Below are 16,806 nucleotides of genomic sequence, written 5' to 3'. Positions count from 1 at the left end.
CCTACGGCCCGCTGAGCGGGTGCAGCATTGTCTGGCGGTTCTGCCAGTGCGCCCGGTAGAGCCAAAGCACCGCGGTCACCAGGACGACATCGAACAGACCCATCACGGTCTGGCCGTAAACCTGCGGGTGGACGCCGCCCAGGAGGAGCGCGAGTTTTACCGATTGCCGCACCACCTCCGACCCGAGGAACGCGATCAGCGAGTTCTGGCCGACGTTGAGGATGAGCGCGACTGCCGGCGATCGCCGGGTGCGCGCGTACACCGCCCACAGCAGCGCCAACAGCAGCGGCAATGTCCAAAGCAGGTTGAGGAGCTTGTCGAACCGATAGGGGTATTTTTCGCCGTTGCTGGGAAAGCCGAGGCTGTAATCGAGCAGCAGCCCGAAGATGAAGATCCCCGCCAGCGCCGTGTAGAACGCGGGTCCGATCAGACGGTTGGACCGATGAAGATCTCCGAGCCAGATACCGACCACGAAGAACATCTGCGCCTGGAGCGAGAACAGCAGCAGAATGACGGCCGGATTCTCGAGCTCGGCGGCCGTGCTCGTGTTGCTGAACCAGGTGCACGCCACGAAGATCGCAGCCGACAACGCGAGCACCTGGAGCCTGCCGCGCTTAAACACCGGCAGGATCACCGGCAGCAGCAGGAACATCAGCCCGTAGAACTTGAGGATCGTGATGGCGGTCGGCTCGGACTGAAACGTCAGCACGTCGAGAATCGCCTGCCCCACCGGCTCTCGCTTCTTCCCCAGAACAGCCATGCCAACCGCGACCGGCACCGAGATGACGAAATAGGCGGCGAGCACCTTCAAGCCGCGGGCGACGAGCTCTCCGTGTCTCTCCTTGTGCAGATAGACGTACCCGACCATGAACCCCGAGATCACGACGAACAGCTCGGCGAAGGGATTGAATTTCGTGAACAGATCGACGGAGTCCGGAAAGACGTTGGCCGTGTGATGATAGAACACGAACAGCATCGCGCAGCTTCGATAGAAGTCGATCAGAAGCTCGCGCCGCTTTCCGCCGGCTGCGCTCATCGCTCGAGCTCCGAACATGCGCCGCTCCATGGGCGACGATCGGCCGATGGGCGCCAGCCGGACTGACGACTCCGACAATCCTTCGCAACGCGGGCAAGCGTCGCGGCGGCGATCATCGAACCACCGACTGCTGAAGCCGTGATGCCACCGATGACAGGCCTCTCCCTCTCATTGCCGGTCCAGACCGCCGAAGCGGAAGATGCGGGCCATCAGCGGCGAAACGCCCACGAAGGTCGCGGTACAGCCCTGGGCTTCCAACTGCTTCCTCAGCATCAGCAGCAATCCAAGGAAGCGCGCATCGATGGCGCAAACGTTGGAGAAATCGACCGTGACCGGCTTACGGGACGCCGTCGCGGCGCGGAAAACCGGAATGGCCCGGTCGACGTGGCGCGAGTCGGCGGGCCCCGACAGGCTGAGCGTGACCGCGCGTGTCCCATAGTCCTGCGTGATGGTCAGCGCCTCACCCCGCTCATGCGTGCGGCGCATCCACCAGGTCCACACCACGAACGGCAACACGTGGGTGAGCATGAGGCCGAGCATCGCCGTGCCGTCGTTCCAGTAGCGGCGCCAGAGATAGGGCTCCTCCTTGATGCGCCACAGCCACTCGAAGCCTGATCGGCGCAGGAACGCCGGTGCTCGCTTCACGGTGCCGGCCTGGAAGTTGAGCGCGGCGCCGAGGTGGGCGCGAACTGGAATCTCGAGGCGCTCATGGTTGCGCTGCAGCCATGATTGTCCCTTCACGCTGCTGAGCGAGGCAACCAGGAAGTCCGCCCCGCTGGAATTGATCTCGTCGATGATGTGATCCCGGCTCAGCTCCTCGGCCGACAAATAACCGGGGTTCGACCAGCCCACGCACTGCAATCCCGCCGACTGACCGTTCAGCGTCCGGGCGGCCCGTTCGGCGGCCCCCTCCGGGCCACCGAAAAGAAAGAGCTTCAGCGCGCTTGCCGGCGCGGCCTCCGACTTCAGCGCGTCGAAGATGTCCGCGCCGGCCGTCCGGCTCTTGATCGGAATCCCGAGCAGCCTGGCGATCCAGACCACCGGCATGCCGTCCACCGTGCAGAGATCGCTCAGGATCAGCGACTCCCTGAAACTCCTGTTCGACTGGCTGGCGACAAGGAAGTTGAGATTGGGGGTCGAAATGAGAAGCCGCGTTCTTTGTTGAGCAGCATCGCGGATGCGGCGCAGCACGCCGCGCATGTTGATGGCATCGACCGGTATTCCGAGGACGCAATAGACGTCGCGCGCGAGGTCGTCGGGAATTGCGGCGTCGGCCGGGGCGACAGCATCGACCTCCGGCCGATCGCGACCCGCCCCGGAGCGCCCCACGCGATAAAGGGAGGATCCCGGCTCCTGCAATTCATGCGTGGTCAGCATCAACCGCTCTCCCTCAATCTGCCCCGCCGCACGAGGATGCCGGGCCGCGGACCCTTGCCGCACCTCCCCGACCGAAAAACGTGCGACCTAAAAGCCACTATTTAATTTTAAATCACATGATTTATTTAATACGATTTATTTGTGAATGCCAGAGCAGATTTGCGGCGCGTCCGCAGCGATACCTTCCGAGCACGCGTCGAAGGTTCTTTTATTTAATTCCATCTCTAGATAATATCATGGACGGTATTCCCGGCGGCTGCCGGGGGCCGCCCCGTTCGAATATCCGAGTGAGATTGATGCCGAGAATTGCAGCGAGCACGTCGATGTCGGCCGGGCCGCAGGCCTCCGCGGGGACGTTCGACGTCTGCGCGCTGATTCCGGTCCTCGCCTTCGCCTACTCGTCGCTCATTCAGCCGCTGATCTATTTCAGCTTCCCGCCATCGCCCGGACTCCAGGGCTTGCTCGAGAGCAGGGTCGAGAACCGGGTCTTCTGGCCTGTTCTCGCGGCCGTCGCCATCATCGTTACGATGCAACGCCTCGCCCGCGGCGAGCGGTTTGCCGTTCCGCCCAACATCATCAGTCTCTGCGCCTATTTTGGATTGGCTGGCGCCAGCATTGCGTGGGCATTCAAACCCGAATTCGCCTTCGTCCGTTTCGTCCAGGAAGCGATGGTCCTCACCGCCATCGTGCTGCCCGCCCTGCTATCGAGGCCGAGCGCCGACATCCTGCGCGGCATGTTCCTCTGCTTTGCAGCGGGGGCGATCCTCAATGTTCTGCTGATCCCCGGCGGCTACGCGACCTACGCGCAGTACGGCAACGCGCTGGTCGACATCGGTTATCAGGGCTACTTCTCGGGCAAGAACCTGCTGGGCGAGTTTGCTGCCATCGCCTTCCTGCTGTCGGTTCACGAGCTGCTCTATCCCGGCACGCGCCGCGCGCTTGGGATCGTCGTCGCCGCCGCTGCCGTCGTCCTGATCTTCTTGTCCAGTTCGAAGACCGCGCTCGGCCTCGCTCTGGTCGCCCCGATCCTGGCCGTCCTGACGCTGGCGCTTGCGAGAACGCTGCGGGTTGCACCGCTTCTGATCCTGATGGCGATCATCCTCGGCTACTTCGTGGTCGGCGAGCTCGCGGGCTTCACGACCGGCCGCATCGCCTATCTGCTGACGGGTGATTCCAGCTTCACCGGCCGGACGACCATATGGGCCTTCTCGAATCTGGAGATCGCGAAGCGGCCGCTCCTGGGATGGGGCTATCAGAGCTTCTGGCTGGTCGGCGCCGACGCACCAAGCATCACCGATGCGCCCGGCTGGGTGAAGGCCATGCCGAACTCCCACAACGGCTACTACGATGCGATGCTGGAGCTGGGCTATGTGGGCTTTGCCTTTCTCCTCGTCTTTCTGGCGGCCACCGTTCACGTCATCGGCCGCGTGATGAAGCACGACTACAAGCGGGCGTGGATCCTGCTGTCCGTCGCGCTGTTCGTCATGCTCTACAACCTGCTCGAAACCCTGTGGCTGCGCGCGTTCGACGTGACCTGGGTGGTGTTCGTGCTCGTCACGGTCGAGGCCGCGCGATACTGGCGGAGGTCACAACAGAGCATGCCCGCCGCTCAGCCGGCGAACAGGCGGCCGGCTCGTTGGAGCCGTACACGGCCGGCTTGGCGCCCGCGGCTCGGCGTCCGCACCTGACGGAAACCCGTTGGACGTCTCACGCCGGCTCTATTGCGTTGATCCCGGCGCGGCCGCGAATGGCGCGCCCGCCTCGAATCTCGCCTTGGCCGGCAACGTATGCAGCTTGGTATCGCTGGTCGGGTCCACCCAGGGCCACGGATGATCGCCGAAAAAGCCGGGTTTGGCTCTGAGATACAGCGACGCCGGCAGCGGCTGCGCCGCGAGAGCGTCGGTCCAGACCACCTTGCCGGTGAGATAGTCGAAATTGCCGCCGCGGATCACCGTGGCCAGCGTCTTCGGATCGGGCGCCATGGTCCATCGCTCCGGGTCGTAGCCAAGCATCCAGACGTTGCCGACACCGCCCTGCCCCCAGGCGGCCGTGCCGGCCCGCATCGATGGATCGTCGTACACCCAACCGCTCATGCGTCCCGGCTGGCCCAGCACATTGCCGGCGAACGAATCCCACCACGAGCCGTAGGCGAGACCCACGGCCCGGATGCCCGAGCGATCGACGAAGCGCTGGCGCTGGCCGGTGAGATGGTTGCGGAAAAAAGTGAGATAGATCGCGTTGCCGTGCGTGTAGTCGCTGTCGGCATTGTGGGACAGATTGCCTTCGAACAGGACGTGATGCGCGCCGGCCATGTGCGAGGCGTTGATGCCGACCTCGACCCAGCCGGGATTGTCGAAATCGAACGAGTCGTCGGCATAATTATAGCCGACGACGCTGCCGGCGCCCGACGACCGAAACACCATGTTCTTGCAGACATCGACCAGGATGTTGTTCTCGATCAGGACCTCCGAGGAGCCCGCCGCCAGGCTGATCGCGTAGCCCGCCCCGCCCGGCTGCGGCCACGAGCCGGCGTGAATGTAGGAGTCGCGGAGCTCGATCCGGAACGAATTGTTGATCGCCACGCCCTCGCCGAGCCATTGTGTCACCTCGACGGATCTGGCCCAGGAATAAGCGGCGGCTTCGAACCGCAACGCGCCGTCCGCCCCGCCGATGATGCTCAGATCTTCGACACCCACCCTGGCAACGTGGATGTCGCGATTATTGGCGGCGTGGCGACCGCTGTTCGGGTCGGTGCTGTAGGGCGTGAGCTGCGCCTGGTGATCCCTGCGATAGCTGATCGTGAGCGGCGAGGTGAATGTCACCGTGCTGCCGGTGACCGAGGCGATCTCCTTGATCTCGGCGGTCGCCCGGTCGGTCCGGGCGAACCACGACATCGACTTCGGCAGCACACCGGGGGTCTGGTCATATGGACCTCCGGCATTCGCGCCGGCATTGTCGTCCCCCGGCTGAACCGGATCGTGCATGTTCCAGGCGACCCGATCGCCTTGCCAGACCTTCGCTCCCGCCGGAAAGCCGGCCGGCGTCGCCTGCCACGATGCGCCTGAGACCTCGTCGAGCAGAACGAAATCCCCCGGCTTCAGGTTCGCGGTGTTGGCGAGGGTCACGGTCGACGTTCCCTGAACGCCGTCGGCCAGCAGGTCCTGCGACGCGCTGCTGTCGGGGCCATTGTTCCAGCGCGAAGGTCCGACGATGATGATCGGCTTGGGATCATAGCTGTACGTGCTCGGATCGACCGGCGTCAGGATTCCCTTGGTGCCGGCAATCACGGCCGACGTTCGTGCCCGTGCACCGTTGGTTTTCACCAGCCTGGTCACACCCGCGCCCGCGCCGCGCAGCGTCACCGGCCGGCTGATCAGGAGCGGCTCGTTGACGATAAACGTCCCGGAGCCGAGCATCACCACCTGGCCGGCGGGCGCGGCGGTCAGGGCGGCCTGGATCGCGCCGCTGTCGTCTCTCCCGCTCGGAGACAGCGTGCGATAAATGATGGTGCGGTTCGGAATACCGCCGGCTGACATCAGCCCGGGATTCCAGGCTGCGAGACGCTCCACCGGCAGCAGATTGCCGGCCAGTGACGGCCCGGCGGACGCGGTCGGCTCGGCGGCTGCGGCAATGCCGCGGACAGACAGCAGGGCAAGCGCCGCCGTGAGTAGCGCCCGGATGCAGGCGGCGTCGATCCGGCGCGTCCCACGCGCGACCGGCCGGGCCGAAGCCTGGGTGCAGCCGGGGATCACGGGGCCGATGCCATCCATGTTAACCTCTCGCAGGACCGGTCACAGCGAACGAGGGCGCCGATTTAAAAACACCATGACTTTGACACGCGCCCTGACATAATATTAATTCACGATTTAATTTATTGAAAGGCGGCCGGCGACGCCCCTGCTCGGCAGAGATTCGTCGCAATCTTCCGCCTTCGGCAAGGGATTTGATACGTGACGCCATCGCGCCGCTACCTGCTCATCTCGCCCTGCCGGGACGAGGCCCAATACCTCCGCCGGACTCTCGACAGCGTCGCTGCGCAATCGGTGCCGCCGGCGCTGTGGATCGTGGTGGACGACGGATCGACCGATGACACCCCGGCCATTCTCGACGAGTACGCCCAGCGCCTGCCTTATCTGCGCGTGATCCGCCGCGCCGATCGCGGCGGACGCAAGGTCGGACCTGGCGTGATCGAGGCCTTCTATGCCGGCCTGGAGAGCGTGCGGCTGGAGGATTTCGACTATCTCTGCAAGCTCGACATGGACCTCGATCTGCCCGCGCGCTACTTCGAGCTGCTGATGGAGCGGATGGAAAGCGATCCGCGGGTCGGCACCACCTCGGGCAAGCCCTGGTTCGTCCATCCCCAGACCGGCGCGCTCGAGCCGGAGGTCTGCGGCGACGAGATGTCGGTCGGGATGACCAAGTTCTACCGCGTCGCCTGCTTCCAGGAGATCGGCGGTTTCGTCCGCCAGGTGATGTGGGACGGCATCGACTGCCACCGCTGCCGCATGCTCGGCTGGATCGCCGAGAGCATCGACAGCGAAGCGCTGCGCTTCATCCATCTGCGGCCGCAGGGCGCCAGTCACAAAGGCATCTGGACCGGGCGGCTGCGCAAGGGTTTTGGCCAGTACTTCATGGGAACGTCGCCGTTGTATCAGTTCGCGGTGGCGGTCTATCACCTGCCGGCCTATCCCGCGCTGATCGGCAGCACCGCGATGCTGTGGGGCTATTTCCGGAGCTGGCTGACGGGCCTGCCGCGCTACGACGATCTCGAATTCCGGCGCTTCCTCCGCGCCTACCAGCACGCCTGCCTGCGCCTGGGCAAGCGCGCCGCCACCGCCCGGATCAACGCGGAGCGGGCCCAGCTCTGGCGCGCCAGCCACGCCGCGGCCGACACGCGATGACGCTCGGCGGCCGATCGCCGCGGCACTGACACGACGATTACGAAGCTACGTGTTTCTCCGACTCCGTCTGGACAGCATGGCCAAGATTCTCGAGCTCAGCCGCCTTCGTGCCGCGTCCGCTCTACCGCCGATGACGGCGCCCGGCGACGGGACGACCGCGCCAGCGGCATCACGCGGAACGAACATCAAGGGCAGTGCATCCACGCTTATTCCGTCACTCGACGGCATCCGCGCGCTGTCGGTGCTGATCGTGGTCCTGGGCCATTCCGGACTTCAGGCCATCGTCCCCGGCGGCTTCGGCGTCACCATCTTCTTCTTCCTCAGCGGCTTCCTGATCTCCACGCTTATGCTGGCCGAGCATGAGCGAACCGGGGGGCTCGACGTTCCCAGTTTCTATGCGCGGCGCGTGTTCCGGCTGATGCCGCCTCTGCTGCTGTCCCTGGCGATCGCCTACGGCCTGACCGCCGCCGGCCTGCTGGACGGCGGAATGACCGTCAAGGGCCTGGCCGCCCAGGTGTTGTATTTCGCCAACTATTACGGCCTGTTCTTCGATCCCGGCAACACGGTGCCCGACGGCACCGGCATTCTCTGGTCGCTCGCGGTCGAAGAGCATTTCTACATCGTTTATCCCTTGCTGATGACGCTGCTGCTCGGATCGGCGCTGCGGCCGCGCACCATCGGCGCGCTGCTCGGGCTCGTCTGTCTCGGCGTCCTCGCCTGGCGCTTCCATCTCGTGCATGCGCCTGGGTTCTTCTCCGACCGCACCTATTACGCCTCGGACACCCGCATCGACTCGATCGCCTATGGCTGCATTCTGGCGCTGGTCATGAACCCGGTGCGGCAGCGCTCTGCCTCGGGGCGGATGTCGGCGGCCCAATGGGCGCTGCTGGCCGGCGCCGTCGCGGCGCTGCTGGTCTCGCTGGTCTACCGTGATCCGGTGTTCCGGGAGACCGCGCGCTACAGCCTTCAGGGCCTGGCGCTGATGCCGTTGTTCTATTTCGCGGTGCGTTTCGCCGACGCGCCGCTGTTTCGTGATCTCAACCGCTCCTGGGTGATGACGCTCGGCACCTATTCCTATGCGATCTATCTGATCCACAACGTCGTGATCCGAACGATCGACAAGAACCTGCCCGCGATCGCCGCCAAGCCGTACCTCCTGTTTCCGCTCGCGCTCCTGATCTCCGTCATCTACGCGGCGGCGATCGAGCGCTTCATCGAGCCGTATTTCAGGCAGCTCCGGCACAAGTTCAGGCCTGCGCCTGCTGCCGGAGCGGTGCATGACGCGTCCGGCGCAGACTGGCCGCTCGGCAACCGTCTCGCCGAGAGTCCGACGCCGCGCGCATCCTGAGCGGATCGGCCCACGTCACCGCTCGATCGGCTGCGGCACAAATGCGTCAAATTGTGCAATTTAAATAATTAGTCCCGCATTTAATACTGCGACCCGGGCGAATGAATACTTTCGGGGACGGGTGGATGCGGATCGCGCGCGCGGTTGCACGACGAATTCGGCGAAACACGCTCGGTCCCCTGCCGGACGATCCGGCGCTGCGCCCGTTGAAGTCCCCGCTCCAGATCAATCTCTCGGGCAAGGTCGCGCTGGTCACCGGAGCGGCCGGAGAGCTCGGCCGGCCGATCGCCCGGACGCTCGCGGCCTGTGGTGCGAAGGTCGCGATCCATTATCTGACGGCGCGGGCTGCCGCCGAAAGACTGTGCGAGGAGCTGAACGAGCTTCAGCCGCAACATGCCTGCACGATCTCGGGCGACGTCGCCGAGCTCGAGGACGTGCAGGCCATGCGCCGCGCCACCGAGCGCGCGCTCGGTCCTGTCGATATCGTCGTGAACAATGCGGTGACATGGTACGACGAACGTCCCGTGGTCGAGCAGACACCCGACCAGTTCGACAAGGTGTTCCGCTCTTCGGTCCTGCAGGCCTGGGCGACCGCGCGGGTGTTTTCCGGACCGATGATCGAGCGGAAATGGGGACGCCTCATCTCTCTCGGCACGGAGATGACGAGCCTGGCCCTGCACAACCGCGCGCCATACACGGCGGCCAAATGCGCCATGGACGGCATGCTCCGATCGCTGGCGCGGGAGCTCGGAGGGCATGGCATCACGGTGAATCAGGTCGCCCCGGGCTGGGTCATCTCCGACAGGGACCGCCGCGACCGCGACGAGGTGCAGCCGCTCTACGAGCGGTCAGTGCCGCTCGGGCGGCGTGGCTACGATCAGGACGTCGCCAACATGATCGCGTTTCTGGCCTCGGACCTCGCCGGCTTCGTGACCGGCGTTCGCGTGCCGGTGTGCGGCGGAATCGTCATGCCGGAAGCCTGACCACGCGCGCTTCGATGCAGCCCGCTCACCTGATGTCGATCGCGCCTCAGTGGAAGACGCGATGACGGTGGCACCAACGCACGAACACGTAGATCGACCAGACGCGCGACCAATAGATCCCCGGCGCGCCATCGAGGAAGGCGCGCCAGAGGCGCTCCACGGCCGCAGGCTCAAGCCCCACCGGCGCAATCGCCTGCGGGTCGCGCAGGGTCCGGTCCATCGCATCCTGCAGGCCGCGCCGTATCCAGCGATCGAGCGGCAACACGAAGCCGCTCTTCGGCCGGTCGAACAACGACGGATCGAGGCCACGCAGGCCGATCCGCCTGAGCATCGCCTTACTTCGCAGCGGCGCGTAGCGCGTCGCATCGGGCAGCCGGTCGACGCTTTCGAACAGCACCTGATCGACCAGCGGCACCCGCTGCTCCAGCGAGGCCGCCATGCTCGCCACGTCATTGTCGCGCAACAGGCGCTCGCCGAGAAACAGGCGCTGCTCCATGACGCTGATCGCCGACAGCGGGGTGCGCGCGCGGGTCTCCGCGGTGATCTTCGCTCTCATCGCGGCGGGCAGCCCATCGTTCAGCGTGTCGACGAGATCAGGCGCGAGCAGCTCGCGCTGAAAGCCGGGGAGGAACAGCGCATAGGCCATTTGGTACAGCGCCAGGAGATCGTCGCCGCACCGGACCATCTCCGGCAGCTTGGCCCAGCGCGTCTGCGGCGCCACCGTCCCGCGCGACGGCGACAGCATCTGCGCGGCCAGCTTCGCCGCAGCGGCTTTGACGCCGGCCGGCACCCAGGCGGTGCGCTCCGACCATCGCTGCAGGATGGGCAGGTCGCGAAATGACGTGTAGCCGCCGAACAGCTCGTCGCCGCCGGTCCCCGACAGCGCCACCGTGAATCCTGCGCCGCGGATGGCGTGCGACATGAAGTAGGAGTTCAGGCCGTCGAAGGTCGGCTGGTCGAGGCTGTCGAGCGCGGCATCGAGGTTGTCGACGAAGTGCTGCTCCGTCAGCACCACCTCATGATGCTCGGTGCCGATGGCGGCAGCGATCTGTCGCGCGATCGGCCCCTCGTTCAGCTCCTGCTCCTCGAACGCCAGCGTGAAGGTGTGGATCGGGCTCCTGGCCGCACGCTGCGCCAGATTGGCCATGACCGAGGAATCGATGCCGCCCGAGAGAAACACCGCCAGCGGCACGTCGCTGGCGAGGTGCAGCCTCAGCCCCTCCTCGAGGATCTCGGCAAGCTGGTCCTCATCCATCGTCGGATCCGGAGCCCGCTCCGGGATCGACCAGAAATCCTCATCGCGGACGGTGTTGCCGACGCCGTCGAATGCGGTGAGATGGCCGGGAGGCAGCAGCTCGACGCCCTTCACCGCGGTACCGGGGCCGACCACGAAACCGTTCCAGACGCCGCTGGCGACGGCCTGCGGATCGAGCTGGGCCCTGCCCAGAAGGCCCGATGCCAGGAGAGCACGCAGCTCGGATGCGAAGGCGACCGACCACCCCGCGTCTGGGTTCGAGGCGCGGGCGACGTACAGCGGCTTGATGCCGAGCGGATCGCGCGCCAGCAGCAGCCGGCGCTGCTTCGGATCCCAGCAGGCGAACGCGAACATGCCGCGCAGCCACGCCACCGCCTCCGGCCCATGCAGGCCGAGCGCGCGCAGCATCACCGCGGTATCGCCCGTGGAGCTGAAATGCTGGCCGTCGGCGACCAGACGCTGCCGCAGGTCGGCGAAATTGTAGATCTCGCCGTTGAAGACGATGACGTGCCCGGTGACCGGGTCGATCATGGGCTGCACACCGGCCGGCGACAAATCGAGGATCGCGAGCCGGCGGTGCGCCAGCAGCGCGCCCCAGCCACGCTCGTCCGCGGGCGAGGTCCAAATTCCGCCGGCATCCGGACCGCGATGGAGCATGGCGTCGTTCATCCGCTGCAGCGCGGCGCGGTTGTCGTCGTCCACCCGTCCGATGATCCCAGCGATGCCACACATCAGAACAATCCGTTTGAGACGCGCGACGTCAAAATGACGGACGGCAGGGAATGGCCTCGCCCGCGAGATCGCGGACTAACAGGGCACGGGCATCGCTGGACCATTGTCGGCCCTCAAATGGAAGCAGCCGTTCCGGACGACCAGGACGCCGGCGCTGGTGCCGACGCCGGCAGCGGACCGTAGGTTCGCGCCAGGCATTGTTCGTAGTCGAGCGGCGGCGTCCAGCCGAGCGTCTCCCTCAGCTTGCGATTGTCGAAGCGCAGCGGCTTGAGCATCGCATCGAATTTCTTGGGCGTCAGGATCGCCGGCACTTTCGTGGCCCGCCTGAACACGGTCGCAAACGCCAGCCGCACGACGCTGCTGGCCAGCCAATGAGGGATGGGCAACCGCAAGCCGCGCGCGCCGGTGCCGCGCATGTAGTCCGACAGATAGGACCAGACCCGCTCGCCGGGACCATCCACGACGTTCAGCGTCTGGCCGATCGCCCGCGGATCCCTGGCCGCCAGCGCGAAGACGTCGGCGCAGTTCTCGACATGGGTCATCGGGATGCGGGTCAGCGGCCCGATCACGACGTGGTGGCGTCCGATCTGCTGGCCGAGCGCGGCGAGATAGCCGTGGCCGCGACCCCAGATGAACCCGGGACGCAGCACGGTGAGATCCCAGCCATGCGTCTCGACGTAGCGGCGCGTCACCCGCTCCTGCCACCATTTGGCGACGGTGTATCCGCCACGGGTGTAGACGTCAGGTGTCTGCTGCAGCGGCGCGCGTTCGTCGAGGACATCGCGCGTCGCCGTGTAGTCGTAGACCGAGAAGCTGCTGCACAGCACGAGCCGGCGGCAGGCACTGCCCGCCATCGCCTCGAGCAGCCGCTCGGTTCCGCCCACGGTGCCGGCGAATTGCGCGTCCTCGCCGCCGGAGACCACGGCCGCCAGATGGATCAGCACGTCCACATTCTCGAACGCGCCGACAAGGTCGCGCGAGGTGCGCAGGTCGGCCCTGACGACGTCGACCGACGACGGCCAGCCGAGCGCATCGACGCGCGTCGCCGGGCGGACCATGGCACGAACCTCGATACCGCGGGCGAGCAGCGCATCGACGACATGCCGGCCGAGAAAACCGTTGGCGCCCGTGACCAGGGCTCTCATATCGCCAGCTCCCTCATGTCCGCCTGCTCGGTCGGCTTCATTGCCTCGACCATCCGATTGACCGCGAGGACGTCCTCGATCGTGATCGGCAGGGCCGTTCCCGCGTTGAGCGCCTGATAGGTGCGCGCCAGGCACTCCCACAGCCCCTCATAGGCGCCCGGGCCCTTGAACTTGCGCAGCAGGGTCGAGAGCGCCGCGCGGCGGATGTCGCGGCCCTCCTCCAATCCGCTGAAGAACGGGCGCAGCGGCTTCGGCACGTTGCGCGGGCCATCGAAGGTCAACCGCGTTTCGAACAGATTGGCGGTCGCCTGCATCCGCTCGCCATAGACCCGCAGCCAGAACGCGTCGGGCTGAGCGCTGGCGCTGAAGCCGAGCGTCGCCGTGCCGCGCTCGGCTTCGACCACACAGCGAAACTCGTCGTACGGCAGCGGCGACGGCTTGCGCTTGCTCCAGACCGTCTCCGCCTTGCGGTGCGGGCCGACGAACGCATGTGACAGCGAGGCGAGATGCGGCAGGAAGTCGGCGATCGCGCCACCCGCCAATTTGAGCGCCGGATGCGGCGAGTTCGGATCGGCAAAGCCGTCGGGGCCGAGGATGTCGAGGCAGATCAGCACGTCGACATGGGTCACGGCGCCGAACTCGCCGGTCTCGATCCGGCGCAGGATGTCCTGCGGCGCCCGGTTGAAGACGTAGTTGTAGTCCTCGACGACGTGGCGGCCGGTCTGCTTGGCGCGCAACGTCAGCGTCTGCAGCTCGTCGAAGGTCGAGGTCGCGGGCTTCTCGACGATCACATGCGCGCCGGCCTCCAGCGCGTCCATCGCGAGCCGGAAATGCGAGGTCGGCGGCGTCGTCACATGCACCACATCGGGCCGCACGGTCTGCAGCATCGCGCGATGATCGGTGAACCAGGACGGGATCGCGTAGCGCTCGGCCGCGGCCTCCGCGGTCACCGGCGACAGGTCGCAGATGCCGGCCAGTTGAACGCCCGGCAAGGTGTTGAGGCAGGCAAGATGCTGGCGGGCGATCTGCCCTGCCCCGATGAGCACGGCCTTCATCACGAACTTGCCTCCAGGATCTCGCAATAAAAGTCTTCCAGCGCCTGCGCCGCCGCGCTCCAGGCATACTTCTCGACCGCGACCTGCCGCGCCGCGCCGCCGATCCGCGCCGCGAGATCGGGCTCGGCGAGCAGCCCGCTGACCGCATCTGCAAAGGCATCCGGCTCGTCGGCGATGAGGATGTCGCGCCCGGGGACGGCCTCGATGCCCTCGGCACCCAGGCTGGTCGAGACGATCGCCTTGCCCATCGCCATGGCCTCGACGATCTTGAGCCGCGTGCCGCCACCGAGACGGAGCGGGACGATCACCGCCGCCGCGGCGGCGAGGTGCGGCCGCAGGTCCGGCACGAAACCGGTCAGCTCGATCCGCGGCCCGGCCAGTGCCGTCAACGCCTGCGGCCGGCCGCCGATGATCTTGCAGCGCGCATCCGGGTGCCGCGCGGCGATGCGGGGCCAGATGTCCTGCACGAAATGCGTGACCGCATCGATGTTGGGCACCGTCGACAGCAGGCCGAAATAGACCAGCGTACGGCCGTCGGGCGCGGGATCGGTACCGCGCGGCTGATAGAAGTCGACATCGGCGGCATTGGGGATGACCGCCGTGCGGGCGTTCGGAATGTCGTCATGCAGACGCTTCTCATCGTCCGTGCTGCAGAGATAGACGCCGTCAGCTTGGCGATAGGCTGCGATCTCCTCGCGGCGCAGCTTGCGCCAGTTCGCGCCGGCATAGAGCCGGCGGCCCAGGCTCGCCCCCGTGGCCGCGAACTGCCGCGCCAGATCGTAGGCGATCTCATGCGAGTCCACGATCAGCCGCGGCGGCGTTGCGCCTGCCGGCGCCTGACGGAACAGGCAGTGACCGAGATAGGGAAATTCGAGATTGACGATGTCGAACCGCGTGGACCGCAGCACCCGATCCAGCACCCGCTGCAATTCCGGCAGGGCCACGCGCAACCGGTCGAAGCTCCGCACCGAGACCAGCGAGCGCAGCTGCAGCAGCCGCTTCGCGAGACCGTCACGGCCGTAGGGGTTCGGCACCAGCACCACGTCGCGGCAATAGGACTGCATGGCCAGCCGGCACTCGTCGATGTCGAAGGCGTCATCGACCAGCATCACCGCCGTGAGGTCGTGGCGGCGCGCGAGCTGGGTCATCAGCCCGTGCATGCGCGCCTGTGCCCCGAACCGCGGCGGGCTCGCCGGCATATGCGAGACGCAGAGGATGCTGAGCCGCCGTCGGTCGGCGAAACCGGCCACCGACCATTCGGGATCGCGCTGCGCCGGCGGCGCAGGCTCGACCTCCATCACATCCAAGCCTTGGTGGTTGTCGCGGGCCATGACCATTTAAAGCATTTAAATCACGGGATATTTTATATGTGGCATTTAACGATTGCGATAGTTAATCGCGACGTGCGGTGCTGTCCGAGGCCCCTTCGTTCCATCTCAGCGCCTGCCGGCGAAATCATGGATGATCGTACCTGCGATCCTGAGCGGCTCGCGGACCCGGAACATTCCGACCACGATCGCGAGATAGAGACAGCCGCAGAAGCAGCCGGACAGAACCATGCGCACGAGCGCGGGATAGGCTCCGAGAAGCGTCGCTTGCATCCACCAGCCCGCAGCCGCAGTCGCAACGGCGCCGACGGTCTGCGGACCGACGGCCCGGATCACCAGTTCCGCACCGATCCCGATCGGACGTCCGGCATACATCACCGACGGCAACGCGATCAGCGAGTATCCGGCCACGACGCCCCAGGCGACGCCGACCGGCCCAAAGGGCAGCCCGGCCAGCACCGCAACGACCTGCGCAAAGAGAGAGATGATGCCCCAGGTCTGCCAGCGGTCCGCCCTCCCGAGCGACAGATGCAGCCAGCCCTGCGAGCCCTCGACGACGTGCGAAATGCCGCGCAGCGCAATGATGCTGAGCAGCCCTCCCGCAGCCTGCCACTTCTGCCCCAACAGCGCGACGGTGAGGTCCTCCGCGGTGACGGAGAGGATCGCCGCCGCCGGCATCAGGAAGAACGCCAGCATCGAGAGTGCCACCTCGTACTTCTGCCGAAGCGCAGCCGGATTCGCCTGCAGCTTGCTCAGCGCCGAGCTTCCCACCGCATGCGTCTGATTGAGCGCCGCATAGATCGAGTTGTCGTACAGGTTCATCGCATTCTGGTAGTAGCCGACCTGATCGGGCCGGTAGAGCAGCCCGAGCGCGATCCGGTCCACCGCCCGCGACAAGGTATAGGCCACGGTGAAGCCGACCACGTGCAGCCCGAACCGGACCATCGACCTCACCTCAGCATCGAAAACGGGGACGCCGGGCCTCCAGCGACAGGCCGACCACGCGGCGACCACGACGCAAATCGATGTCACGACGGGACGAATGACCAGCGCCCAATAGCCGTAGCCCTCGAACGCCATGGCGACGGCGGCAACCGTCCCTGCCAGCGTGCCGAACAACTGGATCCGGCCGATGCGACCGAACTGCAGCGTGCGCCGGAGCAGCGCCATATGCTGGTTGGTCAGCCCGGACAGCACGAAGGTGATCGCGACGCAAAGCGCGATCGGCTCCAGTCGCGGATCACCGTAGACCCAGGCAATCAGCGGACTGGATGCCGCGACGACGATCGCCACCGCAACGCCGATGCCGGTGCTGACCCAGAACAGGCCGCTGACCTGGGCCGGCGTGATCCTGCTGCGCTGAGCGGTGGCATCGAGCAGGCCGAAGTCGATCAGCAGCGGCGCGAAGCTCGTCAGCACGGTGACGATGGCGACGAGCCCGAAATCCTCCGGCGCGAGCAGCCGGGCCAGGACGATGGCCGCTCCGATCTGGAGCACGGCATTGCCGTATTGGATGACGATGGAAATCAGGCCGCCGCGCAACGCACGGCGTCCGAGATCGCTCGATTCCCGATGTTCCTCGAAGTAAGCGGCGACGGCTTCCGACATCTCCGTTCAATCGCTTTCAATCATCGTAACCAACCTTT

At 66.1% G+C, this 16,806-nt stretch carries 12 protein-coding genes; 4 read left to right on the top strand and 8 right to left on the bottom strand.

Annotation, left to right across the window (positions count from 1 at the left end; all coding sequences use genetic code 11):
* Position 1: 1 nt before the first annotated feature.
* Together opgC and QX010_RS16190 are read right to left on the bottom strand one after the other, a co-directional pair.
* Complete coding sequence (opgC, locus tag QX010_RS16195) at positions 2-1,036, bottom strand: OpgC domain-containing protein (protein WP_316180515.1); 1,035 nt, start codon at positions 1,034-1,036, stop codon at positions 2-4.
* 168 nt (positions 1,037-1,204) lie between these two features.
* Complete coding sequence (locus tag QX010_RS16190; protein WP_316180514.1) at positions 1,205-2,236, bottom strand: WecB/TagA/CpsF family glycosyltransferase; 1,032 nt, start codon at positions 2,234-2,236, stop codon at positions 1,205-1,207.
* A 473-nt stretch (positions 2,237-2,709) separates the two neighbouring features.
* Here QX010_RS16190 and QX010_RS16185 point away from each other — a divergent pair, with 473 nt between their 5' ends.
* The gene (locus QX010_RS16185) at positions 2,710-4,101 is read left to right on the top strand and encodes an O-antigen ligase family protein (protein ID WP_316180513.1); all 1,392 of its coding nucleotides are present in this window, start codon (positions 2,710-2,712) and stop codon (positions 4,099-4,101) included.
* A gap of 30 nt (positions 4,102-4,131) precedes the next feature.
* Here the strand turns inward: QX010_RS16185 and QX010_RS16180 are convergent, their stop codons facing one another.
* Entirely contained in the window at positions 4,132-6,183 is a 2,052-nt protein-coding gene (locus QX010_RS16180; protein ID WP_316180512.1) for a glycosyl hydrolase family 28-related protein, read from the bottom strand.
* A gap of 180 nt (positions 6,184-6,363) precedes the next feature.
* Between QX010_RS16180 and QX010_RS16175 the strand changes: the two genes are divergently transcribed.
* From QX010_RS16175 to QX010_RS16165, 3 genes are all read left to right on the top strand, one after another.
* On the top strand, positions 6,364-7,314 hold the full coding sequence (locus tag QX010_RS16175) for a glycosyltransferase (protein WP_315802920.1): 951 nt from the start codon (positions 6,364-6,366) through the stop codon (positions 7,312-7,314).
* A 76-nt stretch (positions 7,315-7,390) separates the two neighbouring features.
* A complete protein-coding gene (locus QX010_RS16170) occupies positions 7,391-8,662 on the top strand; it encodes an acyltransferase (protein ID WP_316180510.1) in 1,272 nt (423 codons plus the stop codon).
* Positions 8,663-8,868: 206 nt separating this feature from the next.
* A complete protein-coding gene (locus QX010_RS16165; RefSeq protein WP_315802918.1) occupies positions 8,869-9,645 on the top strand; it encodes an SDR family NAD(P)-dependent oxidoreductase in 777 nt (258 codons plus the stop codon).
* A gap of 46 nt (positions 9,646-9,691) precedes the next feature.
* On the opposite strand, the gene asnB is transcribed toward QX010_RS16165, so the two are convergent.
* The 5 genes from asnB to QX010_RS16140 all read right to left on the bottom strand — a co-directional run bounded on the left by asnB (position 9,692) and on the right by QX010_RS16140 (position 16,768).
* A complete protein-coding gene (gene asnB, locus QX010_RS16160) occupies positions 9,692-11,632 on the bottom strand; it encodes an asparagine synthase (glutamine-hydrolyzing) (protein ID WP_316180508.1) in 1,941 nt (646 codons plus the stop codon).
* 113 nt (positions 11,633-11,745) lie between these two features.
* Positions 11,746-12,777 carry an NAD(P)-dependent oxidoreductase gene (locus QX010_RS16155; protein WP_316180506.1) on the bottom strand — a complete coding sequence of 344 codons (1,032 nt, stop codon included), beginning with the start codon at positions 12,775-12,777 and terminating at the stop codon, positions 11,746-11,748.
* A complete protein-coding gene (locus QX010_RS16150) occupies positions 12,774-13,832 on the bottom strand; it encodes a Gfo/Idh/MocA family oxidoreductase (RefSeq protein WP_316180502.1) in 1,059 nt (352 codons plus the stop codon). Before QX010_RS16150 ends, QX010_RS16155 begins: the two co-directional genes overlap by 4 nt.
* Positions 13,832-15,130, bottom strand: coding sequence for a glycosyltransferase family 4 protein (locus QX010_RS16145; RefSeq protein ID WP_316180501.1), 1,299 nt, complete (start codon positions 15,128-15,130; stop codon positions 13,832-13,834). The genes QX010_RS16150 and QX010_RS16145 overlap by 1 nt, the downstream gene beginning before the upstream one ends.
* A 138-nt stretch (positions 15,131-15,268) precedes the next feature.
* Positions 15,269-16,768 carry a lipopolysaccharide biosynthesis protein gene (locus QX010_RS16140; RefSeq protein WP_315802913.1) on the bottom strand — a complete coding sequence of 500 codons (1,500 nt, stop codon included), beginning with the start codon at positions 16,766-16,768 and terminating at the stop codon, positions 15,269-15,271.
* Between the last annotated feature and the right edge of the window lie 38 nt (positions 16,769-16,806).

It is taken from the genome of Bradyrhizobium sp. SZCCHNRI1009 (assembly GCF_032487575.1).
Lineage (GTDB): Bacteria > Pseudomonadota > Alphaproteobacteria > Rhizobiales > Xanthobacteraceae > Bradyrhizobium.
Note: the sequence above shows the minus strand (reverse complement) of the source record. Positions and strands in the feature narration are given on the sequence as shown.

Excerpts from the sequence above, each read along its gene's own strand:
- opgC (WP_316180515.1), bottom strand. The coding sequence starts at position 1,036 with ATGAGCGCAGCCGGCGGAAAGCGGCGCGAGCTTCTGATCGACTTCTAT.
- QX010_RS16190 (WP_316180514.1), bottom strand. The coding sequence starts at position 2,236 with ATGCGCGGCGTGCTGCGCCGCATCCGCGATGCTGCTCAACAAAGAACG.
- QX010_RS16145 (WP_316180501.1), bottom strand. The coding sequence starts at position 15,130 with ATGGAGGTCGAGCCTGCGCCGCCGGCGCAGCGCGATCCCGAATGGTCG.
- QX010_RS16180 (WP_316180512.1), bottom strand. The coding sequence starts at position 6,183 with ATGGATGGCATCGGCCCCGTGATCCCCGGCTGCACCCAGGCTTCGGCC.
- asnB (WP_316180508.1), bottom strand. The coding sequence starts at position 11,632 with ATGTGTGGCATCGCTGGGATCATCGGACGGGTGGACGACGACAACCGC.
- QX010_RS16140 (WP_315802913.1), bottom strand. The coding sequence starts at position 16,768 with ATGTCGGAAGCCGTCGCCGCTTACTTCGAGGAACATCGGGAATCGAGC.
- QX010_RS16150 (WP_316180502.1), bottom strand. The coding sequence starts at position 13,832 with ATGAAGGCCGTGCTCATCGGGGCAGGGCAGATCGCCCGCCAGCATCTT.
- QX010_RS16155 (WP_316180506.1), bottom strand. The coding sequence starts at position 12,777 with ATGAGAGCCCTGGTCACGGGCGCCAACGGTTTTCTCGGCCGGCATGTC.
- QX010_RS16170 (WP_316180510.1), top strand. The coding sequence starts at position 7,391 with ATGGCCAAGATTCTCGAGCTCAGCCGCCTTCGTGCCGCGTCCGCTCTA.
- QX010_RS16185 (WP_316180513.1), top strand. The coding sequence starts at position 2,710 with ATGCCGAGAATTGCAGCGAGCACGTCGATGTCGGCCGGGCCGCAGGCC.